General features: G+C 70.3%; 1 pseudogene. It reads right to left on the reverse strand.

Annotation, left to right across the window (positions count from 1 at the left end):
* A pseudogene (locus tag FVA95_RS31305) lies at window positions 1-249 on the reverse strand (EamA family transporter); the annotation flags it as partial.

The raw sequence follows: 249 nt of genomic DNA on the forward strand, positions 1-249 counted from the left end.
CCCCACATCAGCGAAATCGGGAACACCGCGAGACCGGCGCTGGTCACCGAGTGCGCGTCCCAGAGCGTGTACGCGGCGATGGTGAATCCGGTCAGTACGCCGTAGAGCACCCCCGCACCGAGCCGGGATGGACGTTTCGCCGGCGTCGGCGTCGAACCGGACAACCCAATCAGGACCACGCCGCCGACCACCACGGCTGCGCCGAGCACCGCGGGCCAGCCGGGGCGTTCGCCGAGCACCTGGATGCGA

Source organism: Pseudonocardia sp. EV170527-09, assembly GCF_008369905.1.
Taxonomy (GTDB): Bacteria; Actinomycetota; Actinomycetes; order Mycobacteriales; family Pseudonocardiaceae; genus Pseudonocardia.